We start from the raw sequence: 25,563 nt of genomic DNA, 5'->3' as shown, positions 1-25,563 counted from the left end.
GGTCAGTTGCCTCCTCCTGGTGGTCGGATGGTCAGCCGGGTCCGATTATTAAAGAAGTAATAACCGAGGACAAGGCCAAGGGTCACAAGGAAAATCAAAGCGGAAAGCGCATTGATGGTCAGTGTGATGCCAGCCCGGGCCATCGAATAGATTTCAACGGATAATGTGGCAAATCCGTTTCCGGTTACAAAAAATGTGACGGCAAAATCATCCAGTGAATAGGTCAGCGCCAAAAAGAAACCTGCGAATATGCCGGGTTTGATATACGGCAGAATGACGCGTGTCAGAATATCCCGTTTCGAAGCACCGAGATCAGTCGCTGCATCAATCAGTGAATCACTCATTTCCATCAGCTTCGGCAGCACCATGATGACGACTATGGGAATACTGAATGCGATATGGGAAATCAGGACGGATGCAAAACCGAGCTTGATGCCGATCATCGTGAACAGAATCAGGAATGAAGCACCGATGATGACGTCAGGACTGACAATCAGAATAGTATTTAATGATAAAACGGCATTGCGCATTTTGCGGTTGCGGATAAAGACGATGCCGATAGCACCCAAAACGCCGATGGCGGTTGATATCAATGCAGAAAGCAATGCGACAATCACTGTGTTCAGCACGATGACAATAAGGCGTGTATCGTTGAATACGGCAGCGTAATGTTCCAGCGTAAAACCTTCGAAACTCGACATCGTGCCGCCGCTGTTGAATGAATAGAAAATCAGGTAAAAAATTGGCGCATAAAGGATGATAAAGACAATGGATAAATAGATTCGTGCTGTCTTACTTAATTTTTCCATTGAGCGTACCTCCTTTTTCACCAGTGACCATCATGATGATAATCATGAACAGTATCAGGAAAACAGCTATGGTCGAGCCCATGCCCCAGTTTTGGGTTACGAGGAATTGCTGTTCGATCGCTGTTCCGAGTGTAATGACTTTATTGCCTGCGATAAGCCTTGTGATGACAAACAGCGACAGCGCAGGGATGAATACAACCTGGATGCCCGCTTTAACGCCATTGATGGCCAGCGGAAAGATGACGCGCGTAAAAGTCGTCCAGGATGAGGCGCCGAGGTCCCGGGATGCATCGATCAACGCCGGATTGATGCGATCGAGTGAATTGAATATCGGCAGCACCATGAACGGTATGAAAATATAAACAGAGACAAAGATGAAACTGAAATCAGTAAACAGTATCTGCAGCCGTTCAGAGCCGATTGATGCCAATAGATTATTGGCAGGGCCATATAAGCCGAAGATCCCGATGAATGCGTAAGCCTTCAATAGCAGGTTGATCCATGAAGGGATGATGATCAACAGCAGCCATAATTGTTTATGTTTGGTCTTAGTCAGCCAATAAGCCGTCGGATATGCCACCAAAAGGGAAATCAGCGTAATCAGGAAAGCGTACCAGAATGAACTTAAAGTCAGTCGAAGATAGACGGAAGAAAAGAAGTTTTTATAATTATCGAGTGTCAGGTTGCCGGCAATATCGAAAAATGAGAAATACAGGACAAGCGCAATCGGCGCAATGACAAAAAGTACAATCCATAAATAATACGGAATCAGATAGAAAGGATTAGTCCGGTTATTTTTCATAGCCTGCTGCTCCATATGCTTCGAGTCGGGCATCGAAAGCCTCTTCAGATTCATTCAGGCGCATGACATGGATGGCTTCGGGTTCGAAGTCAAGACCGATTTTAGATCCGACTTCCACTTTCTTAGTGGAGTGTACCAGCCATTCATTGCCCACTTCATCAATAGTGGCGATTTCATAATGGACACCACGGAATAGCTGGCTGTCCACTGTCACTGTAATTTTTCCTCTATCAAGGCGGGTGATATGCAAGTCTTCTGGGCGTATGACAATCTCGACTTTCTCATTTTTATTCAAGCCTTTATCGACACATTCGAACTCCTGGTTGGCAAATCGGACACGGTAATCATCGATCATGATGGCATCGACGATATTCGATTCTCCGATGAAATCCGCCACAAAACGATTGATGGGCTCGTCGTAAATATCCATTGGGGTCCCGCTTTGCTGGATTTCTCCGGCATTCATGACAAAAATCTCGTCAGACATCGCAAGCGCTTCTTCCTGGTCATGGGTGACAAACACGAATGTCTTTCCGAGTCGCTGCTGCAATTCGCGGAGTTCGTACTGCATTTCTGTCCGCAGTTTCAAATCCAGGGCAGACAACGGCTCATCAAGAAGGATGACTTCCGGATCATTGACGATGGCGCGTGCAATTGCAACGCGCTGTCGCTGGCCGCCTGACATTTCATCGATATTGCGTTTTTCGTAACCGTGCAAATTAACGAACTCAAGAGCTTCAAGAACGCGCTGTTCGATTTCCGCTTTTTTCAATTTTTTAATGCGGAGCCCGAAAGCCACATTTTCAAAAACATTCAAATGGGGAAAGAGGGCATAATCCTGGAATACTGTATTCACTTGCCGTTCATTGGCGGGGAAGTCATTGACGATTTCACCTTCGATATAAATATCACCTTTAGACGGTTTGATGAATCCGGCGATCAGGCGCAGGATAGTCGTCTTGCCGCATCCTGACGGGCCAAGCAGCGTGTAGAATTTTCCTCGCTGCAGCTCAAAGCTGACATTACTCAGTACATTGCCTGCACCTTCATATGTTTGTGTAACATTTTCAAAGCGGATGATAGAATCTCCGGACATTTAATTACCTCCTGAATTATAGATAAGAGTGTGTAGCACTGATGATCATTTCACATTTGCCTGTTCCGGCATTGACTAATTGATGGTGCTGGGAAGCTTCGTAATAAATGGAATCGCCGGCGACTGCTATATATTCTTCTTCACCCAGCACAAGGCGCACTTTGCCTTCAAGTACATAAATGAAAGTTTCGGCTTGGGAAGGTTCGAATCTTTTATACTGGCCGCTTTCAAACAGTGTAAGATAGATGGGTTCCATTTCCTTCTTATAGGAAGTTGGGATGAGCCAATCCACTTCATAGCCAGCCTCTTCATCCTTATGCACACGGTGGTCTTTCGATGAGTAGATGACCTGCGGCGAATCGGCGTCATCAAAAAACTCTTTTGGCGTCGTCCCTAAAACTTCGAGCAAGGTAAAAAAAGTTTCAATGGAAGGCGAGTTCATATCACGTTCCAGCTGTGAGATGAAACCTTTGCTTAAGTCTGTGCGTTCACCTAATTCTTCCTGGGTCAATCCGTTTTTTAGACGGAGACTTTTAATTTTTGTACCGATCTCCATATGGCTCCTCCCTTAAATGAGGCAGATTGTTAAGTTTATTTTCAGCAAACTTTCGATTTTGAAAGTTTAGTAATAATATACTTACAGTTTACTATTAGCGCTTAGAAAAACGCAATAATTTTTAACGGAAATCAAGTGAAATTTATTTAAAATAATTGGTTCATTTCTATTGCAATGTGGAGGGTGTATTTACTATTATAGAGAAAGTGCAAAAAGATTATTTTATTATAATGTAAGATTTAGTTGTTAAAAGGACGATCAGTAATGCTGCAAACAGCCTGTCCACTAATTTAGGAGTGACCAAAATGAATGACAAAATGAATTTTTTCCTGGACCCGAAACATCGTGCAGTGCAAAAATCATCGATTATGAATTATAAACAAGATCAGCAAGGACTTTACCTTGTAGCCAACAAGAAAGTCATCAACTGGATGGAAGTGCATACATACTGCCACCACTGTTTGTCGCCTTTGACATTCGATGACGAATTCGACGCAAGCTATTGTGCCAGCTGCAATGAATGGCGTGAGGAAGCTTGCAGCGATATCGATTGTGAATACTGTGAGAACCGACCGAAACGACCACTTGACCCCCGCCGATAAGCGGGGTTTTTTTACTTATCCATGGAAAAAATATTATGGTAGACTATAGCTAGAGCAAGGATTTGGAGGATGGATATGAAAAAGGAATTTGTAGTGATAGGGCTGGGAAGATTCGGAGGCAGCATCGTCCGCGAACTGATTGAACAGGATGCGGATGTAATGGCGATCGATAAGGATACCGAGAGAGTGGATGAGTTCGCAAGCATCGCGACGCAGGCAGTTGTGGCCGATACAACTGATGAATCTGTTCTGAAATCACTTGGCATACGCAATTTTGAGCATGTCATTGTTGCGATCGGTGAAAATATTCAAGCCAGTATTTTAACAACGCTTATGCTGAAGGAAATCGGCGTCAAAAAAATAACCGTAAAAGCACAAAACGATTACCACGCGAAAGTGCTGGATAAGATAGGCGCCGATAAAGTGGTGCATCCGGAGCGGGATATGGGTATCCGTATTGCCCATAATATGCTTTCGAATAATGTGCTGGACTATCTGGAACTTTCAGATGAGCATTCGATCATGGAAGTGAAGGCCAATGAAAGATTGGCAGGCTTTACATTGATCGGACTGGATATCCGCGCAAATTACGGCATTAACATCGTGGCCATCAAACGGGGGAAAGATATCATCGTTTCTCCGCAGGCTGACATGGAGATCCAATTGCAGGATATTCTGATCATCATCGGATCGGATGCAGATATCAACCGTTTTGAGAAGAAGATGTTGAATTAGTATGTTCTTATAAATGAGAAAAAGGAGGTCCCATAACGGGACCTCCTTTTTAATGTCTTCTTAGACTTCCATAATAACAGGAAGAATCATCGGACGGCGTTTTGTTTTTTCGTACAGGTATGGTCCAAGAACATCTGAAATATCATTTTTCAGTTCTGGCCAATCCGTATCTTTGCCATGGATTTTCTTTTTCAGATGGCGGTTCAGCATTTGCTGGGCTTCGTAGATCATCGTTCCGGACTCGCGCATATACACGAAACCGCGGGAGATGATATCAGGGCCAGACACCATTTTATTGTTTTTCATATCCACGCTGACTACGACGATGACCAATCCTTCTTCAGAAAGGACACGGCGGTCGCGCAATACGATATTGCCGATGTCGCCAATTCCGCTGCCGTCGATGTAAACATCTCCGGAAGGGATGCGGCCAGCAACCGAAGCTTCGTCAGCGCCCAGCGCCAACACATCACCATTTTCCATGATGAACGTGTTTTCAGGTGGAACGTCGCAATCTATGGCAAGCTGCGCGTGCTGTTTCTGCATACGGTATTCACCATGGATCGGCATGAAGTATTTCGGTTTGATCAAACGGAGCATCAGCTTGTTCTCTTCCTGTGAACCGTGGCCGGATGTATGGATATTGTTCAGGGAACCATGGATGACATCGGCTCCTGCACGGAATAGCAAGTTGATGGTGCGGTTGACGCTGCTCGTATTCCCCGGAATTGGGGAAGAGGAGAAGACGACCGTATCATTCGGCTGAATCTGGATCTGGCGATGTGTACCATTGGCGATGCGTGACAACGCGGCCATTGGTTCACCTTGCGAGCCTGTGCAAAGAATCAAAGCTTCATTGGCGGGCAGGCGATTCAACGTTTGTGTATCGACAAAAGCATCTTCAGGAGCATTGATGTAGCCAAGCTCACGGCCGATTGTCATGGCATTTTCCATGCTTCGACCAAAAACAGCTATTTTACGGCCCTGCGCAACTGCTTCATCCGTTACTTGCTGAAGCCGATAGATATTGGATGCGAAAGTGGCGAAAATAAGACGTCCGTCAACTTTACGCATGATATCTTTGATCGTATCACCGACTTTGCGTTCGGACATGGTGAAGTTAGGGATTTCAGCATTTGTGCTGTCGGACAGCAGGCAAAGAACGCCTTCACTGCCGATTTGAGCCATTTTCAAAAGGTTAGCCGGTTCACCGACAGGAGTGAAATCGAATTTGAAATCTCCTGTATGGACGATATTGCCCGGCGGTGTTTTGACAACGATACCGAATGCATCCGGAATACTGTGAGTTACACTGAAGAAGCTCACGGAAGTTTTGCGGAATTTGATGACATCATCTTCGCCGACTTCGATAAGTTTTGTTTGGCGGAGCAGGCCATGCTCTTCCAATTTCTTGCGCAATAGACCAAGTGCCAGCTTGCCGGCATATACTGGGATATTGATTTTCTTTAATAGATAGGCAACACCGCCGATATGGTCTTCATGGCCGTGGGTGATGAAAAGGCCTTTGATCTTATCGGCATTTTTTACTAAATAAGTGTAATCCGGAATAACGTAATCGATTCCGAGCAAATCGTCTTCCGGGAATTTGATGCCGGCATCAATCAGGATGATTTCATCCTGGAATTGGACACCGTAAGTATTCTTTCCGATTTCGCCCAGTCCGCCGAGCGCGAAAACGGCTGTCTGATCATTTTTTACGAATTTCATGATCAGTCGATACTCTCAACTTCATAGTTTTGGCTGGCCTGTTCGTACTCAAGGTGGCTGCCTTCGAGCAATTGGACAAGCTCGATATTATAATTACGGTCTTTCAGATGAGTTCTCACTTCACGCTCGGATGAAGCTTCAACATAGAGGCTCTTAGTATTTTCGCGAACTGGCACCTCATGGCGGTTCTCTTGGTAATAAACTTTAAAAATCATAGTTTGCTCTCCTTTTTCCACGTTCAAAATAAATTCACTTTCTTTATATTATCATGTCATTGTTCTAAAATAAAGAATAGCCCTTCTTATTTTAGGAAGAAGGGCTATAATGGCTATGCAATTTTCTTTTTGTTCATGATACCGTTAAGCCTTCTGAGAAGTTTTCTTTTCAAACGTTTCAGCATGGCTGCTCACTCCTTATGTAAATAATACTGTATTTTCTGACAAAAGTAAAGAATTGAAATGGCCGGCGATCAACGCCAGGCAATGGATTGGAGACTGACATTATGGGAAAATTATTATTGTTGGATATTGATGGAACTTTGTTGAATTCTAAAAAGGAGCTGCCTGAATCTGCTTTTGAAGCATTGCAGAGCGCTCGGGCAAATGGCCATGATCTGGCAATCGCCACAGGCCGTGCACCATTCATGATCACCGATCTTTTGGAAAAGCTGAACATCCAAACGTTCATCACTTTTAATGGGCAATATATAGTCCACAATGACGAGGTTGTACATACGGAGGCGCTGGATCCCGCTTTGCTTGAAAAAGTGGTCCATTTTGCAGAAGAAAGAGATCACCCGCTTGTTTTCATGAACAGCAAAAAGATGATTTCTTCCATTGATTATCATCCGGATATTGATGAAAGCTTGAAAAGTTTGAAGTTTCCACACCCAGTGACTGAGCGGGATTTTCATCTTGACAATGAAATCTATCAATCGCTGGTATTTTGTACAAAAGAAGAAGAAGCGCAGTATCACGAAAATTTTAAGGATTTTCAATTCGTAAGATGGCATCGGGTCTCATGCGACATTCTGCCGAAGGGCGGATCGAAGGCAAGCGGCATCGAAAAACTGATTGCAGAGACCGGACATTCCATAGAAGATACAATCGCTTTCGGAGACGGCTTGAATGACCTTCAGATGATGAAGACGGCAGGCTTCAGTGTCGCGATGGACAACGGCCATCCTGAAACCAAGAAAGTTGCATCCTATATTACTGAACATGTGGATGACGATGGATTGGCAAAAGCTTTCGTGCATCTTGGCTTAATATAATTTAAATATAAAAAGGCTGACGGATGAATTCCGCCAGCCTTTTTATTCTATTCTTCTATATCACGCGATATTGGCGTGGCATTTTCAATTTCCGCGAATGGATTGTCAGGATTGATATGATCAAAGAACATGACGCCGTTCAAATGATCCAGTTCGTGCTGGAATGCTATGGCAGGCAGTCCTTTAAGGCGCAATTTAAATTCTTTGCCCTCAAGATCGAAAGCTTTGACGGTGATTCTCGCATACCGCGGAACATAGCCAGGTATCGAACGGTCAACCGATAAACAGCCTTCACCTGAAGCAAGATATGCTTTTTCGACGGAATGGCTGACGATTTTCGGATTGATTGCGATGATGCTCAAGTCTTCGCCTGAATCCTCATCAAAATGGATGGCAAAAATCCGTTTCGCCACATTGATCTGCGGCGCGGCGATGCCGACGCCGGGACGAAGATCATATTTTTCGATCATTTCTTCGTTTTGGCTGTTTACAACATATTCCATCAAATCTTCCGCCAGCTTTTTATCTTCAGCAGAAAGGGGAAGCTCAACGTCTTTCGCCCGTTCCCGAAGTGTCGGATGGCCTTCTCGTATGATGTCTTTCATTAAAATCACTCTACTCAATCCTTTCAATCAACTTTCATATGCCTTTCAGTATAACGCAAGGCCGGCAGTACGCGAAAGAAAAATTGCTTATATTGGCAGTTGTATTTTTTTGAGCATCATAATATAGTTAAATCATGTTATAAGGAGGGTTTCGATTGAAAAGATACATATTGGCAACAGGAATTTCAAGTGCGTTGCTTTTAAGCGCGTGTTCAGGTCCTTCGACAGAAGAGCAATTGGACTCGGTGCTGAAAGATACATTTGAAGCAGAGAGCGATTACCGCGATACTCAAAGTGAAATGGAAGAACTTGAAACTGCAGAACAGGAAAAGTTCGAATCCATCATGGCTTTGACGCAAGAGCAGCAAGAAGATGTTAAAGCGAATGCTGAAGAAGCCATTGCCTCAGTAGAGCAGCGCCTTGAACTGCTGGAAACTGAAAAAGCTTCAATGGATTCAGCTGAAGAAGCCTTCCAGGAAATCGATACTGTGATCGAAGAGACAGAAGACGAAGAATTGAAAAACGATTTGACTGCATTGAAAACAAAAATGCATGACCGTTTTGATGCTCATGAAAAATTTACAGCAGCATACGAAGAACTGGCGGCAGAACAAAAAGAACTTTATGAGATGCTTGTAAACGAAGAGACTGAATTACAGGTCCTTCAGGAAAAGACAGTGACAGTGAATGACAAGAACAAAGAAGTTCAAAATGCTGTTACAGAATTCAATGAACAAACTGAACAGTTCAATGAAATGAAAAATAGCCTGATTGAAAAAATGAATGCAGACAGCGAGTAAAGCGGCCATAGGGTCGCTTTTTTCTGTGCTATAAAAGATGCTGAAGATTCGTCTGTTATATAGTACAGGTTGCTCCTTGTCAATGATACAGATTTTCTGTTTACGAATATTCTGCGTATTTTAGATGCTTGCTGTATAAAGGTTCGTCATGATTGACCGTCTAAATCAAGTAACGTATACTGAATAGGAATATGCGCTTGTATTACTAAAAATTGTTAAGAATTTTAATACAGATTAAAAGGAGAGTTGCTTTTATGGCTGCGAAAAAATCACAGCAGTTCGATCCAGTGAAAACACTGAGTGAAATCGAAGAGAAGTTTGAAATGTTCCAGATTTTGAATGAAGAAGGCGAAATCGTAAATGAAGAGGCAAATCCGAATCTCTCGGATGAAGATTTGCAGGAATTGATGAGAAGAATGGTTTATACCCGTATTCTTGATCAGCGCTCAATTTCACTTAACCGCCAGGGGCGCCTTGGATTCTATGCACCGACTGCAGGACAGGAAGCGTCACAGATCGCTTCTCATTTTGCATTGAAAAAAGACGATTTCATCTTGCCTGGATATCGTGATGTCCCTCAATTGATCTGGCACGGATGGCCGCTTGAACAGGCATTCCTTTTCTCCCGCGGACATTTCATGGGCAATCAGATGCCGGAAGGTTTGAATGTGCTTCCGCCTCAAATCATCATCGGAGCTCAATATATTCAAGCAACTGGAGTTGCTCTTGGTATCCAGAAACGCAAAAAAGAAGCGGTTGCAATCACTTATACCGGAGAAGGCGGTTCTTCACAAGGGGATTTCTATGAAGGAATCAACTTTGCCGGATCTTTCCGCGCGCCTGCTATTTTTATTGTTCAAAATAACCAGTATGCAATCTCTACTCCGCGTGAAGTTCAGACTGCCGCTAAAACAGTAGCACAAAAAGCTGTAGCAGCAGGTATTCCTGGAATTTTCGTCGATGGAATGGATCCGCTTGCTGTTTATGCAGTGACTCGCGATGCCCGTGAGCGCGCTATTAAAGGGGATGGACCGACATTGATCGAAACATTCTGCTACCGTTATGGCCCTCATACAATGGCAGGGGATGACCCGACACGCTACCGCACTTCGGATATTGACAGCGAATGGGAAAAGAAAGATCCATTGGTTCGTTTCCGCAAATATCTTGAAGGCAAAGGCTTGTGGAGCGAAGAGAAAGAAAACGAAGTGATGGAGCAGGCAAAAGAAGAAATCAAAGCAGCGATTAAGAAAGCTGATGCAGCTCCGAAACAGAAAGTCACTGACTTGCTCGGTATCATGTATGAAGAAATGCCATTCAATGTTAAAGAGCAGATGGATATTTATAAAGCAAAGGAGTCGAAGTAAGCCATGGCACAGTTAACAATGATCCAAGCGATTACGGAAGCTCTGAAACTAGAGCTGAAAAATGATGAAAATGTTCTTGTTTTTGGTGAAGACGTCGGTAATAACGGCGGTGTATTCCGTGCGACTGAAGGTCTTCAGAAAGAATTTGGGGAAGACCGTGTTTTCGATACACCTTTAGCAGAATCAGGAATAGGTGGATTGGCGATCGGTTTGGCGTTGCAAGGGTATCGTCCTGTACCTGAAATCCAATTTTTCGGATTCGTTTTTGAAGTGATGGACTCAATCAGCGGCCAGATGGCGCGTATGCGCTACCGCAGCGGCGGCAGCCAGCATGCACCAATCACTATCCGTTCACCATTCGGCGGCGGCGTCCATACGCCTGAAATGCACGCTGATTCACTTGAAGGCCTGATGGCAGCGTCGCCAGGCTTGAAAGTGGTAATTCCATCCAATCCATATGATGCAAAAGGTTTGCTGTTATCTGCAATTCGCGATAACGATCCGGTTATTTTCCTTGAGCACATGAAATTGTATCGTTCATTCCGCATGGAAGTGCCTGAAGAAGAATATACGATTCCTTTAGGTAAAGCTGAAGTGAAGCGTGAAGGAAAAGACTTGACCATCATCGCTTATGGCGCAATGGTTCAGGAAAGCATGAAAGCTGCAGAAGAACTTGAAAAAGAAGAGTACTCTGTTGAAGTCATCGATTTGCGTACGGTACAGCCGCTTGATATCGAAACAATCATTGCATCTGTCGAGAAAACGGGCCGTGCAATGGTGGTTCAGGAAGCTCAAAAACAAGCTGGAATTGCTGCAAACGTTGTTGCGGAAATCACAGATCGTGCAATATTAAGCCTGGATGCACCAGTACTGCGTGTAACAGCTCCAGATACTGTATTTGCATTCTCGCAAGCAGAGGAAGTTTGGCTTCCTAATGCGAAGGATATAGTAGAAACAGCGAAAAAAGTGCTTACTTTTTAAATAGATAGAGAAGAAAGGGTGAAACTGATGGCTTATGAATTTCGTTTGCCGGATATCGGAGAAGGTATCCACGAAGGTGAAATCGTAAAATGGTTCGTCAAAGCCGGCGATAAGATCGAAGAAGATGATGTACTGGTAGAAGTCCAAAACGATAAAGCAGTTGTTGAAATTCCATCACCGGTTTCCGGGACAGTTGAAGAAGTACTGGTGGAAGAAGGCACAGTGGCAGTAGTCGGTGACGTGCTTGTCCGAATTGATTCTCCGGATGAAGATGGCGGAGCAGCTGAAACTGATGCTGAAACCGAAAAAGAGGAATCAGCTCCTGAAGCGGAAGAAGAAACTGAAGAGCAAGTTCAGGCTGGTACTGCTGAATCCGGCCAGGATGTCGAGAAGGAACCTGCAAAAGAGCAGAAACCTGAAGGCGACACTGGTGCCGGCAAACAGCCGCAGGCAGATGAATCGGCGGAAACAGATCCGAATGCACGAATTATCGCCATGCCGTCTGTCCGCAAATTTGCGCGTGATAAAGATGTTGATATCAAGAAAGTCAAAGGTTCAGGAAATAATGGCCGCATCATGAAAGAAGATGTGGAAGCATTCCTGAGCGGCGATCAAAAAGCTGATGAGCCTGCAAAAGAAGCAACGGCCGAAAAAGCGGCTGCATCACCTGAAGAATCAGCGCCTAAAGAAGAAACAGCTGCGGCAGCACCTGCAGTGCCTGAAGGCGAATTCCCGGAAACACGCGAGAAAATGTCTGGAATGCGCAAAGCGATTGCGAAAGCGATGGTTCATTCCAAACACACAGCTCCACATGTTGCTTTGATGGATGAAGTGGATGTGACAGAACTTGTTGCACACCGCAAAAAATTCAAGGACATCGCCGCTGAGAAAGAGATTAAATTGACTTACCTTCCATACGTAGTGAAAGCGCTGGTCAGCACATTGCGTGAATTCCCGGCACTTAATACGTCGTTTGATGATGAAACAAGCGAAGTGATCCAGAAGCATTATTATAATATCGGAATTGCGGCTGACACTGAAAAAGGTCTGCTGGTTCCAGTTATTAAAAATGCGGACCGTAAATCGGTATTCGCTATTTCCGATGAAATCAACACCCTTGCAACCAAAGCGCGCGAAGGTAAATTGACTTCAGCGGAAATGAAAGGCGCATCTTGCTCGATCACTAATATCGGTTCTGCAGGCGGGCAGTGGTTCACTCCGGTCATCAACCATCCGGAAGTGGCGATTCTTGGAATCGGCCGCATCGCTGAAAAGCCTGTAGTTAAAAATGGTGAAATTGTAGCCGCTCCTGTGTTAGCATTATCATTGAGCTTCGATCACCGTATGATCGACGGAGCGACAGCGCAGCATGCGTTGAATCACATCAAACGTTTGTTAAGTGAACCAGAATTACTATTAATGGAGGCGTAAAATTATGGTAGTAGGAGATTTTCCAATCGAAACAGATACGCTCGTCATCGGTTCAGGCCCTGGCGGATATGTAGCAGCAATCCGCGCAGCGCAGACTGGCCAAAAAGTTACAATCGTTGAAAAAGAATATATCGGAGGCGTTTGTCTGAACGTCGGATGTATCCCTTCGAAAGCGATGATTTCCGTAGGTCACCGTTTTGAAGAAGCTCAGCATTCCGAAGACATGGGTGTTGTAGCTAAAGAAGTAGAGCTGAACTTTGAAAAAGCCCAGGCTTTCAAAGACGGTGTTGTTAAAAAATTGACTGGCGGCGTCGAGTCTTTATTGAAAGGCAATAAAGTCGAGATTGTCCGTGGTGAAGCTTATTTCGTCGATGAGAACACTGTAAAAGTGATGGATGACAAATCATCGCAAACTTATAAATTCAAGAATGCGATCATTGCTACAGGATCTCGTCCGGTAGAAATCCCATCTTTCAAATTCACAAAACGCGTTATCAATTCAACTGGCGCTTTGGCGCTTCAGGAACTTCCAGGAAAACTTGTCGTGATCGGCGGCGGTTATATCGGAACGGAACTTGGAACTGCTTTTGCGAATATGGGATCTGAAGTGACGATTCTTGAAGGTGCACCAGATATCCTTGCTGGATTTGAAAAACAGATGACAGCCATCGTCAAAAAAGGATTGAAGAAAAAAGGTGTTGAAGTCATCACGAAGGCTTCCGCTAAAGGCGTAGAAGAAACGGACTCAGGAGTCAGCGTTACTTATGAAGCAGGCGGAGAAGAGAAAACCGTTGATGCCGATTACGTATTGGTGACTGTTGGACGCCGTCCGAATACTGATGAAATGGGTCTTGAAGAATTGAACATCAAGATGAGCGAGCGCGGTCTTGTCGAAGTCGACAAACAATGCCGTACAAGCATCCCTAACATCTATGCAATCGGTGACGTGGTAGCTGGACTTCAATTGGCGCATAAAGCGTCTTACGAAGGTAAAGTAGCTGCTGAAGCAATTGCAGGCGAGAAGTCTGAAGTTGATTATATGGCTATCCCGGCTGTCTGCTTTACAGATCCGGAACTTGCGAGCGTCGGTCTGTCTGAAGAACAGGCTAAAGAGGAAGGTTTCGAAGCTTCAGCTGCGAAATTCCCATTCGCTGCTAACGGCCGTGCTTTGTCGCTTAACGCAACTGACGGTTTCGTGAAATTGGTTTCACGTAAATCCGACGGTTTATTGCTTGGCGCTCAAATCGTTGGCGTTGGCGCTTCTGATATGATCGCTGAACTCGGATTGGCAATCGAAGCAGGAATGACTGTGGAAGATATCGCCATGACGATTCACGCTCACCCTACATTGGCTGAAATTTCAATGGAAGCAGCAGAAGTTGCCCTTGGAACGCCGATCCATATTATCAAATAAGAGTTCTTGCTATAATTTGGATACTCCTCAACCACAGTTTTGCTGCGGGATGAGGAGTATTTTTTTTGATTTGTTTTGATAAGAGTTGTAGAAATGTGGTAATATTATGTGCGAAAGGGCTAAGGTGATTCTACAGATGATACAGGCAAAATGGATATTGATGGCAGCAGGATTGGCTCTTTTGACCGCTTGTTCAAGCGGCGAAGATAACTCAGCTGCAACTGATGCAACTAATGAAACTGAAGAAACAACTTCTGAAACGAAGGAAGAATCGGTGGAGGATTCCGCTGATGCAGACGTAGCTGAGGAAGAATTGACTGAAGAAGAGGAAACTGAAGAGAACGCAGATGAAGAAGGGGAGACGGTGCAGGCTGAACCGCTTTATCGTGTAAATCCTGCCAACTCGTCAGTAGAGCCGATTTCGGATGCGAATCCGCAAGCGGTCTTGATTACGATTGATGATGCCCCGGACAAGCAAGGTGTAGCTATGGCTGAAACGTTAAAGGAATTGAATGTACCAGCAATCTTTTTTGTAAATGGCCACTTCATTGATACAGACGAAGAAGAAGAAAACTTGAAGAAAATTCATGATATGGGATTTGCTATTGGCAATCATACATATTCACATCCAAACTTGAAAACAATTCCTGAAGACCAGCAGCGTGAAGAAATAGTTTCGTTGAATGATCGTATTGAAGAGATTATCGGTGAACGTCCAGAATTCTTCCGTGCGCCTCATGGCGTCAACACCGATTTCAGCAGAGCTTTGGTGGAAGAAGAAGGAATGGTGCTGATGAACTGGACATTCGGCTATGACTGGGAGCAGCAGTACATGGAAGCTGGCGCTTTAGCTGATATCATGGTGAACACGGAATACCTGCGTGACGGAGCGAACCTTCTGATGCATGACCGCGCCTGGACTGCTGAAGCATTGCCGGCAATTGTCCAGGGGCTGGAAGAAAAAGGCTATGAATTTATTGATCCAGCTGCAATTGAAGGCGTCGAATAACAAAAACCGGAAGTGCAAATTCTGCACTTCCGGTTTTTTTAATGGACAAGAAAGTATAACTTTTTAAGTATGATGATTTTTAGAAAAAAGTGTTTTCGTGTCCAGACTCCAGCGCCCAGCCCCTCGAGTCGCTTTTCTTTACCTGATTGCGAGCTGTTCTTTAATGACGCGCAACATTTTTAAGGTATCGTCTTCGGGTCCCTGAACCGGCAATCCCGCTTCCACGTTCATGTGGATATATTCGATATTTTCCTGCGTGATGATTTCACCTGGAATGAAGATAGGGATGCCGGGTGGATACACCATGATGAACTCGGCTGAAATGCGTCCGACAGCATCGTCAATCTCTACAACTTCAGTAGTCGCATAAAAAGCGTCCCGCGGAGTCATCGCCAATCTCGGGATATCGGGAAGCAGAACTGTCGGCTCTATAATTGCAGCCTCATGATCAAAAGCTTCGCTCATCCGCTGCAGCGCGTTTACCAGCAAGTTCAATTCTTTTCGCGTATCTCCAATGGTAACCAGGCACAGTATATTGTAAAGGTCGGAAAGCTCAATTTCGATATTGGCGTTCTCCCGCAGCCATTCTTCAGCCTGATGGCCTGTGATGCCGAGATTTTTTACGCTGATCAGTAATTTCGTCGGATCCATGTCATAGGTGGCAGAAGTCTTGAGCAATTCTTTGCCTACACAATTCAAATGCGCGATTTTATTGATCCGTTTACGGGCATCGTTCGCCAGGCGGATGGCCTGATCGATCAGGTCCGCTCCGTGGATGGCCAATTGCCTTCTGGCTGTATCCAGAGACGCCAGGATAGGATAGGAAGTTGAGGTTGTCGTCAGCATCGACAAGGTCGACTGGACACGTTTCGCTGAAACGAGACCTTCCCGGACATTCAGCACAGAACTCTGGGTCATGGAACCACCCAATTTGTGGACGGAAGTGGCAGCCATATCAGCCCCTGCAGCCATTGCCGAAACAGGCAGGCCTTTATGGAAATGGATATGGACACCGTGCGCTTCATCGACCAGCACAGGAATATCCCGGCCATGTGCGATGTCGACAATGCGTTTCAAATCAGCCGCTATCCCAAAGTAGGTAGGGTTGATGACCAGTACGGCTTTGGCATCCGGGTACTCATTCAAAGCTTTTTCTACAGCTTCTGCAGAGATGCCGTGTGAAATCCCGAGTTCGGGATCCACTTCAGGATGAATGAAAATCGGAACAGCGCCTGCAAAAACGATGGCCGACATAATGGATTTATGGACGTTGCGGGGAACGAGAATTTTGTCATTCGGACCGACCACACTCAGGATCATCGTCATGATGGCGCCGCTCGTTCCTTGGACCGAGAAGAAAGTTTGGTCAGCGCCAAAAGCCTGAGCCGCCAATTCCTGTGCTTTTTTAATGGCTCCTTTTGGTGAGTGCAAGTCATCGAGCGGTGCAATATTGATCAAATCTATGGATAGAATATTATCGCCGACAAATTCGCGGAAAGCGGGATCGACGCCCTGGCCCTTTTTATGGCCGGGAATATGGAATTGTATCGGATGCCGATTGCGGTGCTTCAGTAAAGCATCGAATAATGGAGTTTCTAATTGTGACAATGGATTACCACCTCGCTTATAAAAATGAAAACAAAATGAATTATAGCATGTAGATGCAAGCTATTCTATAAAAATAAAAGGATTTTACATATCAATATCGAATACAGGATAAGCAGAAAGAAAGGAGTGGCACTATGCATTTTAAAACTCGCATAACTGAATTGCTGGGAATTCAAATACCCATTATACAAGGCGGCCTCGCTTATCTGGCCTATGCAGAGCTTGCTGCTGCAGTGTCCAATGCTGGGGGACTCGGACAAATTACAGCAATGAGCTTGTCTTCGCCCGATGAACTGAGAGATGAAATCCGCAAAGTGAGATCAATGACTGATAAACCTTTCGGAGTCAATTTCGCAATCGGCGATCACGGCCGCCAGTTTTCGCACATGCTGGAAGTGGCAATTGAAGAAAAAGTTCCCGTCGTTTCCATGACAGGAGGAAACCCGACTCCGATATTCGAACAGCTGGAAGGGACATCTATTCGAAAACTGGTTCTGGTGGCAGCGCGTAAACAGGCCATCAAGGCAGAAAAACTCGGGGCGGATGCTGTAATGGTTGTCGGTCACGAAGGCGGGGGCCATTTGGGCCGCGACGATATCGGCACTATGGTTTTGATTCCTCAGGTGGTTGATGCCGTATCGATTCCTGTCATTGCATCGGGTGGCATCGGTGATGGCCGTGGCTTGATGGCGGCGCTGGCATTAGGCGCCGAAGGAGTGGAAATGGGAACCCGGTTCATTGCGACGAAAGAATGTGTTCATGCGTCTGAAGCTTATAAGGATGCGTTGGTCAACAGTACCGAAAACGATACGGTTATCATTAAACGCAGCATCGGTGCGCCTGCACGAACTCTTAAAAACAGCTGGACCGATAGGATCCTTGAAATCGAACATCAAACCCCTACGTACGATTCGCTGAAGGATTACATCAGCGGTGAAGCGAATAAACGCTTTATATATGACGGACAAGTTGAGCGGGGGTTTGGCTGGGCAGGCCAAGTGACAGGGATGATCCAGGATGTGCCCACTGTACAGGAATTATTTGATAGAATGGTGGAAGAAGCGGCTGGCATCTCCAGGAAATGGGGAAGCTTTGAGTAAGGAGGGAATAAATGATGGACTATTCATATCCTTTTTCAATGGATTGGAATACAGAAGAGATTGTGGATGTGGTTTCATTTTTTGAAGGAATCGAGATGGCTTATGAAAAAGGGATCAGCCGGGACGATATGATGGCCAGATACCGTAAGTTCAAACAAGTGGTACCTGCAATTTCCGAAGAAAAAACTTATTTCAGGGAATTTGAAGAGGAAAGCGGCTATGCCAGTTTTCCTGTCGTCAAAGAATTGAAGGCATCGCCGACCGGTCCAAATATTAAAATGAAGAAATAAATGAAAACCGCAGCGGAAATTTTTCCGCTGCGGTTTTTTGCATCTACTGATTATTATTGCCGAGCATCGTGTTGTAAATCGGAAGCAATTCATCGAACGTCTTTTCAGCAAGCTGATCGAATTGCTCCTTGCTCAAATGATCGGCTTCTTCCCGTTCGAGGTGGCGGCCGATAACAAACTCACCTTTTTTGACATCCCGCAGGCGCTTCAATAATTTCTTAAGTCCTTCCTCGCCCAGTTCGTCGACTGAAGAAGCTTCAGGTTTCATATGGTCGCCGGACAGCACCATGTCTCCAGGGAGATTATGGATCAGCTCTGAATCCAAAAGCCGTTCAGCCATAGCGGCTTTCCCGTTCGCTTCGTAAATTACAGCAAGAATGATGAATACATGGCTCTCCCAAAGTCCGATTTGAAAATGCGGAACCGCCTTATATCCACGTTTATTCGGAGCGAAGGCCACCCAGCTGTCATTTGGCGGATTTACCGTACGGCGCATGTGTTTCGCTACGTGCGGATGGAATTCTTCACCGGTTTTACCCGAGAAATAAGCTGAATACTGTTCACCCAGTTCTTCGAATTTCGGCCGCACTTTTTCGGCCAAAGCCGCCATTCTGGCTTCCAGTCCGGGTGTTTCAAATACTTTGAAATGTTTCTCGTTCCAATAAGACATAAAAATGATTTCCTCCTTACAAGATGCACATGAAATACATATTACAGGACTTCAATAAAAAATTATAGAAAGACGTTTTTGATTTGATGCATTCGGGTAATTGATTGATAACAACCTTAATTTTTCGGAATTATTGGAATCAAAAAGGGGAAGGGGTGCTAAAGATGAAACAGATGATCCAAATAATCCGTAAAGCAGACGTCGAAAAAGAATATATCCACGTATTGAAGCTTGAATTAGATTATGAGCTTGCTTCCCTCTTTGATGCAATGCAGCAAGAAGATAATCGCGAAATAGAGAAAAGCAAAAAACGGCTTCAGGAAATACACGTGGAACTGGAGGCACTTCATGCGCTTTAATAACCTACATTTATAAAGGCACCTGCTGGAGTATGACAGCGGGTGCCTTTTGACGTTATACTAATGGAAACAGAGGAGGCTTTTTTATGGATTTGCACGCTATGGACAGATATATAAAATCGATGATCAAAGAAGCGGGACATAAAATCCGGAACTCTTTCCTGTCGGATATATCCATCGAATCGAAATCCGACGCGAATGACCTGGTTACAAATATCGATAAAGAAATAGAACAGTTTTTCATATCCAATATCAACCGGGATTTTCCTGAACACCGGATTTTTGGGGAGGAAGGTTTCGGGGATGACATTCGCGACCATCATGGAGTCATCTGGTTGCTCGATCCCATTGATGGAACGATGAATTTTGTGCATCAAAAACGCAACTTCGCAATTTCCCTGGGCATCTATGAAGAAGGCGTCGGCAAATTGGGGTACATATATGATGTTGTGAATGACGATCTTTATCACGGGGTGCAGGATGGCGGCGCTTATTATAATGATGAACGCCTGAAAAACCTGAACGACACCAGTATAGAAGAATCCATCCTGGCAATGAATGCTACCTGGGCAGTTCCGAATCGCTATTTCGACCATAACGCAACGTTGAAGCTTATTCAGGACGTGCGCGGCATCCGTTCCTATGGTTCAGCTGCACTGGAATTGGCTTATCTCGCCAGCGGCAGAATAGATGCCTATATTTCCATGAGGCTGTCTCCGTGGGATATAGCAGGTGGAATGGTGATTGCCAGGGAAGTGGGGGCGATTGCCACCAACTTTAAGGGCGAACCTGGCAACCTGTTGAAGCAGGACACATTTCTCGCGGCCAATCCTTCCATCCATTCACGGATACTGGAAAATTATATTCAAGCAAAATAAAAAGGATGCGTAAAAGCATCCTTTTTATTTTTGCCCGCAAACTGGAGTGTTGAAATTGCAGTTGTAAGATGGTATTTTTTTATCAAATAAGATAATTAAACGTTTATTACAGTAGCCCTGCTTCGATCATCGAGCGTTTTTTCTTGAAGCCCATAACCATGACGACACCCAATAAGATTATTGCCAAAAAAATCATTGGAAAGCTGCGGAATGCTACAGCGAGACCGATTCCGACCATGGCCAATAATGCCGCTAATGAGTATAGAACGAAAATCCATTTAATGTTTTTCATTTATTTTCCTCCTGCTGATGGAACCTGAAATAAAATCTTAGGGTTTTTTCCCTATATGTGCTATACTAGCACAGTTATAGACATGAAAAAAGAATATTGGAGTGAAATTATGACTAACTTACGAAATGATTTAAGAAACATTGCGATTATTGCCCACGTTGACCATGGTAAAACGACGCTTGTGGATCAGCTGCTGCAGCAATCAGGTATCTTCCGTTCTAACGAACATGTGGAAGAACGTGCAATGGACTCTAACGATATTGAAAGAGAACGCGGAATCACTATTCTGGCGAAAAATACTGCGATTCAATATAAAGAAGCTAAAATCAACATTTTGGATACACCTGGACACGCCGATTTCGGCGGAGAAGTGGAACGTATCATGAAAATGGTTGATGGAGTCCTTTTAGTTGTCGATGCTTATGAAGGCTGTATGCCACAAACACGCTTTGTATTGAAGAAAGCTTTGGAACAGAACTTGAAGCCTATCGTTGTAGTAAACAAAATTGACCGTGATTTCGCACGCCCTGAAGAAGTGGTTGACGAAGTCATCGAATTGTTCATCGAACTTGAAGCAAATGACGAACAACTGGAATTCCCGGTGGTTTTCGCATCAGGTATGAACGGTACTGCAAGTCTTTCATCAGATCCTGCAGATCAGGAAGAAAACATGCAGGTTATTTATGATGCAATCATGGAACATGTACCAGCGCCAGTCGATAACAGAGATGAGCCACTACAATTCCAGGTCGCTTTACTTGATTACAACGACTATGTCGGCCGTATCGGTATCGGCCGCGTATTCCGCGGAACAATTGAAGTCGGACAATCTGTTGCTTTGATGAAGCTCGACGGTTCAGTCAAGAATTTCAGAGTTACGAAAATCCATGGTTTCATGGGTCTTAAACGGATTGAAATTCAAAAAGCTGAAGCGGGCGACCTGATTGCCATTTCTGGTATGGAAGATATCAACGTCGGGGAAACTGTGTGTCCACAGGACCACCAGGAAGCTTTACCGATTCTGCGTATTGATGAACCTACCCTACAAATGACATTCCTGGTCAACAACAGTCCGTTTGCAGGTAAAGAAGGTAAATTCATTACTTCAAGAAAAATCCAGGAACGTTTGGATGCTCAATTGGAGACTGACGTTTCGTTGCGTGTAGAACCAACAGACTCTCCGGATGCATGGATTGTCTCTGGACGCGGAGAACTGCATTTGTCGATCCTTATCGAGAACATGCGCCGTGAAGGATTCGAACTTCAGGTTTCTAAACCCGAAGTAATTGTACGCATGGTTGATGGCGTACGCTGTGAGCCGGTTGAACGTGTACAAGTTGATGTACCGGAAGAATATACGGGTGCAATCATTGAATCACTTGGTGAACGTAAAGGCGAAATGCTGGATATGATCAACAATGGTAATGGACAAGTCCGTTTGGTATTTAACGTACCTGCTCGCGGGTTGATCGGTTATACAACAGAATTCCTTACGCAGACTCGCGGATACGGAATCATCAACCATACATTCGACAGCTATCAGCCAGTGGCTTCAGGCCGTGTAGGCGGACGCCGTCAGGGTGTATTGGTATCCATGGAGCGCGGTAAAGTTTCGACTTACGGCTTAATGGGAATCGAAGACCGCGGAACTGCATTTGTTGAAGTCGGTGCTGAGATCTACGAAGGCATGATCGTCGGCGAACATAACCGCGACAGCGATTTGACTGTAAACATCGTTAAGATCAAAGCTGCAACTAACATCCGTTCAGCGAATAAAGATCAGACAACGACTATGAAGAAAGCCCGCTTGTTGAGCCTTGAAGAAGCACTTGAGTACTTGAATGATGATGAGTACTGTGAAATCACGCCTCAAACAATCCGTTTGCGCAAGAAGATTCTTGATAAAAACGAACGTGAGCGTATGGCTAAGAAGAAAAAAGTTGCCATCGAAGAATAAAGTATGGAAGGATGTATAATCCGTGGATGAACGATCCTTTGTCTATGACAGTATGTATCCGGTAGCTCGAGTTCTTTATCAGAACCTGCCAATCGAAGTGGCAGGATATGCATTATTTGCAATTATCCTGTTGCTTTCAGCTTTGGTATATAAATTGGGTTTTGCTAAAAAGCTGCCGCTCGGAAAAAACATCGTAATAGGTCTTTTCCTTGCAGCTGGAGGTTTAGGGTTAACATTTCTTGCCTTTTTCCTGCCGGTTGTCGAGGGACTGGTCATTGCCGCGCTGATCCTGATTCTTTATAAAATCCGCTTATGGCGCGAAAAACGCGAAAACGCTGCATCTCATTGAGATGCAGCGTTTTTTCTTTCGAACGTTTTATACAGGATAGGAAGCAGCAGGGAATAGGCGAGGTGGCCGAAAATCCAATACGTGATCGCTTCCCAGTCGGTAAGGCCTGGCACCTTGTCGGTGATCGCCAACGATGATAATACGAAATAGAGTATATATGTCGGTGAGCAAAGGATCAGGCTGAGAACAGTCAATTGACCGAATGTGTAGGGACGGCGTTTCGCGAAGTAGACGTAAACGATGCCGATTACGACGGAAACCGCGGTATGAAATAAAAACTCTGTCATTTCAGACCATTCTATTTCACCGATAACAGGGATGAAATCCACATTCAATAGAAGCAAATACACATTTACGCCTGTTACAGCCTGTATCCATTTAAATAATAGACCCAGGATCAGCCCGCTCCAAAATCCGATCCAGACCCCTTTCAGGAACTTCATCAAAAGTCTTCCTCGATCTTGCGTGAGCTGCGGTAAAAGTGGAAATTACCGGTTGCCAGCCGTTCTTTGGTCCGCTGCTCGATCCGCTGGTGGCAATTATTGCACATATGGGTGTGGATGGGGCGGTTTCTGAGGCGCTTAGCCTCAAGCGTATCATCCACCAGTTCTTCGATGGTGTCACATATTACACATTTAACACGCATTTTGTTTCACTCCTATTCTACGCGGATGGCTGATACATTTGTGATCGGATTGCCAAGATTGCTTCCATCAGGCAACAGTACATGCACAGGGCCGTCCTCGCGGAGCGGCTTGCCTTCATGGCTGAATTTCAGCACCAGTTCTTTTGAAGCTTCGAGTGGGAAGCTGAAGTCGCCATCAGCCGTTTCAAAAACAACGGTTTCCGCAGTCTTATATGGTTCGGCATTTTCGATGAAAGGCTTGAAGAGGATGCCGAAAGTGCCGGTAAGCATCTCTTGCTTCTCTTGCTTTTTATACTTTTTCTCTGAATTCAAAGTAGGGGGCACTGTTGCGCCTTCCATAATTTCACGTGACCAATGTTCACCCATGCCACGTTTATATTCTTCCATTTCATCACGTTCGATGCGATCTTCAGTAAAATACTTTTCAAGGTCCAGTTTACGGTCGTCAAAAATCCACACTGTTGGATCCAGAGTCAGTTTAAATCCCACGTCGCCTTTGAATTGAATAATATATTCCATTAGTAAAACCCTCCATCTAGATAATCTCTCTTCTATCAGTATACCTGTCTTTGTCAAGTTCCTAAAGTGATTGCTTCCGGAGAAGAGGAGGCTTGCAATTTGGCTGTTTAAAAGATACACTTTAAACAGGTCGAATAGAAGAAATTTCAGTAAATGGGGGAGTCCTCATGGAACATACAGAAGAACAAACTTATCAGCATAAAGCGTTGGATCTCCTCAAAGCCGATGCGCTGAAAATAGAGCAATTGATAAAAGTCCAAATGGACAATCTGACTTTGCCGTCCTGCCCATTATATGAAGAAGTCCTTGATACGCAAATGTTCGGTCTGTCGCGTGAAATCGATTTTGCAGTGAAGCTTGGCCTGATTGAAAAGGAAGACGGTAAAAACTTAATGGATACGCTGGAAAAGAAATTATCCATCCTTCATGAAGCGTATACGAATAAATAAAGCAAACTCAAACGATTTTTGTTTGAGTTTTTTTACTAAGAAAAATTATAAATGAGGTTTGAATATATGAAACAGTACATAAAGCGCTATGCCGCTAATTTTGATTACCCCCTTCTTTTCGTTTATCTCGCATTAACCCTCTTTGGCCTGGTCATGATATACAGTGCAAGCATGGCCTGGTCCGTCTACAGATATGGCTGGGAGCCCAATCACTTCTTCAACCAGCAAATAGTGAACTTAGCCTTGGCGTTGCCGGCGTTTGTGCTGGGCGCTATTTTCCCTTATAAGCATTTCAGCAAGAAGTGGATGATGATGTCGATCCTTTTCGTCGTTTTCAGCGGCCTGATACTGGTGCACTTTATCGGATATGCCGGAGGCGGGGCGCAAAGCTGGATCTACATCGGTTTTGCCAGCATCCAGCCTTCTGAAATTGCGAAAGTGGGATTGATCTTCTATCTGTCTGGCGTTTTCTCGAATAAATACAAAAAAGGTACGATCAATCAACTGAACGAATCGATCATCCCTCCGGTGATCGTCTTGGCTTTCGCGTTGTTCCTGGTGTTCAGGGAACCTGACATCGGGTCAATGGGGATCATCGCATTAGTGGGCTTGAGTGTCATGGCAGCCAGCGGGATCCGTTTCAGCATGTTCCTGAAACTTGCCGGGATTGTGGCAGCGGCAGCCGCTATTTTCATCGTTCCTTTCCTTATTTTTGCGCAGGATATGATTCTGACAGAGAAACGGCTTGGACGTCTGGAAGCCTTCCTGAATCCTTTCGTGGATGAATTGGGCTTTGGCATGCAGATTGTAAACGGCTATCTCGCAATCGGTTCTGGCGGGATCAGCGGTTTAGGTCTGGGACAGTCCATACAGAAGCTGGGCTATCTGCCGGAACCGCACACGGATTTCATCATGTCCATTGTAGCTGAAGAACTTGGAGTCCTGGGTGTGGTATTCGTGATCGGAGGACTTGGATTTATTGTGCTGAAGGGCCTGTCGATCGCCATGACCACGAAAGATCCTTTGGCGCGAATGCTGTCAGCGGGTATCGCCAGCATGATCGGCATACAGACTTTCGTCAATCTGGGCGGATTATCCGGGCTGATTCCACTGACAGGTGTTACCCTGCCATTTATAAGTTATGGCGGAACTTCCGTAATTTTGTTATCGTTAGCTATGGGAGTCTTAATGAATGTCTCCATGTTCCACAAATATGAAAAAACAAAAAAATAAAGGGT

At 44.8% G+C, this 25,563-nt stretch carries 30 protein-coding genes; 17 read left to right on the top strand and 13 right to left on the bottom strand.

Annotated elements, in window-relative coordinates:
* Positions 1–2: 2 nt before the first annotated feature.
* Genes D2910_RS04495 through D2910_RS04480 form a run of 4 tightly spaced genes read right to left on the bottom strand, consistent with a single transcriptional unit; the run spans position 3 to position 3,263 of the window.
* Positions 3–809: an ABC transporter permease gene (locus tag D2910_RS04495; RefSeq protein ID WP_084244865.1), complete on the bottom strand. Its 807-nt coding sequence runs from the start codon at positions 807–809 to the stop codon at positions 3–5.
* A complete protein-coding gene (locus D2910_RS04490) occupies positions 793–1,611 on the bottom strand; it encodes an ABC transporter permease (RefSeq protein ID WP_084244867.1) in 819 nt (272 codons plus the stop codon). Before D2910_RS04490 ends, D2910_RS04495 begins: the two co-directional genes overlap by 17 nt.
* Positions 1,601–2,707: an ABC transporter ATP-binding protein gene (locus D2910_RS04485; protein WP_117312509.1), complete on the bottom strand. Its 1,107-nt coding sequence runs from the start codon at positions 2,705–2,707 to the stop codon at positions 1,601–1,603. The genes D2910_RS04490 and D2910_RS04485 overlap by 11 nt, the downstream gene beginning before the upstream one ends.
* A 16-nt stretch (positions 2,708–2,723) precedes the next feature.
* Positions 2,724–3,263: a helix-turn-helix domain-containing protein gene (locus tag D2910_RS04480; protein WP_084244871.1), complete on the bottom strand. Its 540-nt coding sequence runs from the start codon at positions 3,261–3,263 to the stop codon at positions 2,724–2,726.
* A 305-nt stretch (positions 3,264–3,568) separates the two neighbouring features.
* On the opposite strand from D2910_RS04480, the gene D2910_RS04475 reads away from it, so the two are divergent.
* The gene (locus D2910_RS04475) at positions 3,569–3,865 is read left to right on the top strand and encodes a hypothetical protein (RefSeq protein ID WP_101802009.1); all 297 of its coding nucleotides are present in this window, start codon (positions 3,569–3,571) and stop codon (positions 3,863–3,865) included.
* Between the two features lie 75 nt (positions 3,866–3,940).
* Positions 3,941–4,600: a potassium channel family protein gene (locus D2910_RS04470; RefSeq protein ID WP_084244875.1), complete on the top strand. Its 660-nt coding sequence runs from the start codon at positions 3,941–3,943 to the stop codon at positions 4,598–4,600.
* 60 nt (positions 4,601–4,660) lie between these two features.
* On the opposite strand, the gene rnjA is transcribed toward D2910_RS04470, so the two are convergent.
* Positions 4,661–6,328: a ribonuclease J1 gene (gene rnjA, locus D2910_RS04465; RefSeq protein WP_084244877.1), complete on the bottom strand. Its 1,668-nt coding sequence runs from the start codon at positions 6,326–6,328 to the stop codon at positions 4,661–4,663.
* A gap of 2 nt (positions 6,329–6,330) precedes the next feature.
* Positions 6,331–6,543 carry a DNA-dependent RNA polymerase subunit epsilon gene (locus D2910_RS04460; protein ID WP_084244879.1) on the bottom strand — a complete coding sequence of 71 codons (213 nt, stop codon included), beginning with the start codon at positions 6,541–6,543 and terminating at the stop codon, positions 6,331–6,333.
* 287 nt (positions 6,544–6,830) lie between these two features.
* On the opposite strand from D2910_RS04460, the gene D2910_RS04455 reads away from it, so the two are divergent.
* Entirely contained in the window at positions 6,831–7,601 is a 771-nt protein-coding gene (locus tag D2910_RS04455) for a Cof-type HAD-IIB family hydrolase (protein ID WP_117312508.1), read from the top strand.
* A gap of 47 nt (positions 7,602–7,648) precedes the next feature.
* Here the strand turns inward: D2910_RS04455 and def are convergent, their stop codons facing one another.
* Complete coding sequence (gene def, locus D2910_RS04450; protein WP_084244883.1) at positions 7,649–8,215, bottom strand: peptide deformylase; 567 nt, start codon at positions 8,213–8,215, stop codon at positions 7,649–7,651.
* Between the two features lie 146 nt (positions 8,216–8,361).
* Here def and D2910_RS04445 point away from each other — a divergent pair, with 146 nt between their 5' ends.
* From D2910_RS04445 to D2910_RS04420, 6 genes are all read left to right on the top strand, one after another.
* Entirely contained in the window at positions 8,362–9,006 is a 645-nt protein-coding gene (locus D2910_RS04445; RefSeq protein ID WP_117312507.1) for a YkyA family protein, read from the top strand.
* A gap of 254 nt (positions 9,007–9,260) precedes the next feature.
* The gene (gene pdhA / locus D2910_RS04440) at positions 9,261–10,373 is read left to right on the top strand and encodes a pyruvate dehydrogenase (acetyl-transferring) E1 component subunit alpha (RefSeq protein ID WP_117312506.1); all 1,113 of its coding nucleotides are present in this window, start codon (positions 9,261–9,263) and stop codon (positions 10,371–10,373) included.
* Positions 10,374–10,376: 3 nt separating this feature from the next.
* Positions 10,377–11,354 (top strand): alpha-ketoacid dehydrogenase subunit beta, encoded by a 978-nt coding sequence (locus tag D2910_RS04435; protein ID WP_084244889.1) that lies wholly within the window; start codon positions 10,377–10,379, stop codon positions 11,352–11,354.
* A 27-nt stretch (positions 11,355–11,381) separates the two neighbouring features.
* Complete coding sequence (locus D2910_RS04430) at positions 11,382–12,785, top strand: dihydrolipoamide acetyltransferase family protein (RefSeq protein WP_117312505.1); 1,404 nt, start codon at positions 11,382–11,384, stop codon at positions 12,783–12,785.
* 4 nt (positions 12,786–12,789) lie between these two features.
* Positions 12,790–14,199, top strand: a complete 1,410-nt coding sequence (lpdA, locus tag D2910_RS04425; RefSeq protein ID WP_084244893.1) for a dihydrolipoyl dehydrogenase — start codon at positions 12,790–12,792, stop codon at positions 14,197–14,199.
* 136 nt (positions 14,200–14,335) lie between these two features.
* Entirely contained in the window at positions 14,336–15,208 is an 873-nt protein-coding gene (locus D2910_RS04420) for a polysaccharide deacetylase family protein (RefSeq protein ID WP_117312504.1), read from the top strand.
* A gap of 138 nt (positions 15,209–15,346) precedes the next feature.
* On the opposite strand, the gene D2910_RS04415 is transcribed toward D2910_RS04420, so the two are convergent.
* Positions 15,347–16,816: an aminotransferase class I/II-fold pyridoxal phosphate-dependent enzyme gene (locus D2910_RS04415; protein ID WP_117312503.1), complete on the bottom strand. Its 1,470-nt coding sequence runs from the start codon at positions 16,814–16,816 to the stop codon at positions 15,347–15,349.
* 134 nt (positions 16,817–16,950) lie between these two features.
* On the opposite strand from D2910_RS04415, the gene D2910_RS04410 reads away from it, so the two are divergent.
* Both D2910_RS04410 and D2910_RS04405 read left to right on the top strand, forming a co-directional pair.
* Entirely contained in the window at positions 16,951–17,916 is a 966-nt protein-coding gene (locus tag D2910_RS04410; RefSeq protein WP_117312502.1) for an NAD(P)H-dependent flavin oxidoreductase, read from the top strand.
* 14 nt (positions 17,917–17,930) lie between these two features.
* On the top strand, positions 17,931–18,206 hold the full coding sequence (locus D2910_RS04405; protein ID WP_084246782.1) for a UPF0223 family protein: 276 nt from the start codon (positions 17,931–17,933) through the stop codon (positions 18,204–18,206).
* A 43-nt stretch (positions 18,207–18,249) separates the two neighbouring features.
* On the opposite strand, the gene D2910_RS04400 is transcribed toward D2910_RS04405, so the two are convergent.
* Positions 18,250–18,876: a YktB family protein gene (locus D2910_RS04400; protein ID WP_084244901.1), complete on the bottom strand. Its 627-nt coding sequence runs from the start codon at positions 18,874–18,876 to the stop codon at positions 18,250–18,252.
* Positions 18,877–19,040: 164 nt separating this feature from the next.
* Here D2910_RS04400 and D2910_RS04395 point away from each other — a divergent pair, with 164 nt between their 5' ends.
* Positions 19,041–19,235: a hypothetical protein gene (locus D2910_RS04395; protein WP_117312501.1), complete on the top strand. Its 195-nt coding sequence runs from the start codon at positions 19,041–19,043 to the stop codon at positions 19,233–19,235.
* A gap of 86 nt (positions 19,236–19,321) precedes the next feature.
* Positions 19,322–20,113 carry an inositol monophosphatase family protein gene (locus D2910_RS04390; RefSeq protein ID WP_084244905.1) on the top strand — a complete coding sequence of 264 codons (792 nt, stop codon included), beginning with the start codon at positions 19,322–19,324 and terminating at the stop codon, positions 20,111–20,113.
* 106 nt (positions 20,114–20,219) lie between these two features.
* Here the strand turns inward: D2910_RS04390 and D2910_RS04385 are convergent, their stop codons facing one another.
* A complete protein-coding gene (locus tag D2910_RS04385) occupies positions 20,220–20,405 on the bottom strand; it encodes a YlaF family protein (RefSeq protein WP_084244907.1) in 186 nt (61 codons plus the stop codon).
* A gap of 109 nt (positions 20,406–20,514) precedes the next feature.
* On the opposite strand from D2910_RS04385, the gene typA reads away from it, so the two are divergent.
* Entirely contained in the window at positions 20,515–22,362 is a 1,848-nt protein-coding gene (typA, locus tag D2910_RS04380) for a translational GTPase TypA (RefSeq protein ID WP_084244909.1), read from the top strand.
* Between the two features lie 22 nt (positions 22,363–22,384).
* Positions 22,385–22,711 (top strand): YlaH-like family protein, encoded by a 327-nt coding sequence (locus D2910_RS04375; protein WP_084244911.1) that lies wholly within the window; start codon positions 22,385–22,387, stop codon positions 22,709–22,711.
* Here the strand turns inward: D2910_RS04375 and D2910_RS04370 are convergent.
* Genes D2910_RS04370 through D2910_RS04360 form a run of 3 tightly spaced genes read right to left on the bottom strand, consistent with a single transcriptional unit; the run spans position 22,705 to position 23,876 of the window.
* The gene (locus D2910_RS04370) at positions 22,705–23,154 is read right to left on the bottom strand and encodes a hypothetical protein (protein WP_101801964.1); all 450 of its coding nucleotides are present in this window, start codon (positions 23,152–23,154) and stop codon (positions 22,705–22,707) included. The two genes, D2910_RS04375 and D2910_RS04370, sit on opposite strands and share 7 nt — an antisense overlap.
* Positions 23,154–23,357, bottom strand: a complete 204-nt coding sequence (locus D2910_RS04365) for a YlaI family protein (RefSeq protein ID WP_084244915.1) — start codon at positions 23,355–23,357, stop codon at positions 23,154–23,156. The genes D2910_RS04370 and D2910_RS04365 overlap by 1 nt, the downstream gene beginning before the upstream one ends.
* 12 nt (positions 23,358–23,369) lie before the next feature.
* Positions 23,370–23,876 carry a molybdopterin-binding protein gene (locus tag D2910_RS04360; protein WP_084244917.1) on the bottom strand — a complete coding sequence of 169 codons (507 nt, stop codon included), beginning with the start codon at positions 23,874–23,876 and terminating at the stop codon, positions 23,370–23,372.
* A gap of 167 nt (positions 23,877–24,043) precedes the next feature.
* On the opposite strand from D2910_RS04360, the gene D2910_RS04355 reads away from it, so the two are divergent.
* Together D2910_RS04355 and D2910_RS04350 are read left to right on the top strand one after the other, a co-directional pair.
* Positions 24,044–24,325 (top strand): Fpa/YlaN family protein, encoded by a 282-nt coding sequence (locus D2910_RS04355; protein WP_084244919.1) that lies wholly within the window; start codon positions 24,044–24,046, stop codon positions 24,323–24,325.
* Between the two features lie 66 nt (positions 24,326–24,391).
* Positions 24,392–25,558: an FtsW/RodA/SpoVE family cell cycle protein gene (locus D2910_RS04350; protein WP_101801965.1), complete on the top strand. Its 1,167-nt coding sequence runs from the start codon at positions 24,392–24,394 to the stop codon at positions 25,556–25,558.
* Positions 25,559–25,563 lie beyond the last annotated feature (5 nt).

Source organism: Planomicrobium okeanokoites (assembly GCF_003428875.1).
In the GTDB taxonomy this organism is placed as follows: Bacteria; Bacillota; Bacilli; order Bacillales_A; family Planococcaceae; genus Planococcus; species Planococcus okeanokoites.
This window is presented reverse-complemented; position numbering and strand designations above follow the sequence as displayed.